Below are 378 nucleotides of genomic sequence, written 5' to 3' on the forward strand. Positions count from 1 at the left end.
TCGCGCATACAACCGGGCAGTGATGTGATTGTCTGCGCTGAAATGGACGAACAGTGGGGCTACGTCGGTGCTAAATCACGTCAGCGCTGGCTGTTTTACGCGTATGACAGGATACGGAGGACGGTTGTGGCGCACGTCTTCGGTGAACGCACTCTGGCCACACTGGAGCGTCTTCTGAGCCTGCTGTCGGCCTTTGAGGTCGTGGTATGGATGACGGATGGCTGGCCGCTGTATGAACCCCGCCTGAAGGGAAAGCTGCACGTTATCAGCAAGCGTTACACTCAGCGCATTGAGCGACATAACCTGAATCTGAGACAACATCTGGCAAGGCTGGGACGGAAGTCACTGTCGTTCTCAAAATCGGTGGAGCTGCATGAC

General features: G+C 55.8%; 1 pseudogene. It reads left to right on the forward strand.

The features are described 5' to 3' along the window. Positions 1 to 378: pseudogene (locus GKAS_RS23395) on the forward strand (IS1-like element IS1X2 family transposase); the annotation flags it as partial.

The sequence above is a fragment of the Kluyvera ascorbata ATCC 33433 genome (genome assembly GCF_000735365.1).
GTDB classification, from domain to species: domain Bacteria; phylum Pseudomonadota; class Gammaproteobacteria; order Enterobacterales; family Enterobacteriaceae; genus Kluyvera; species Kluyvera ascorbata.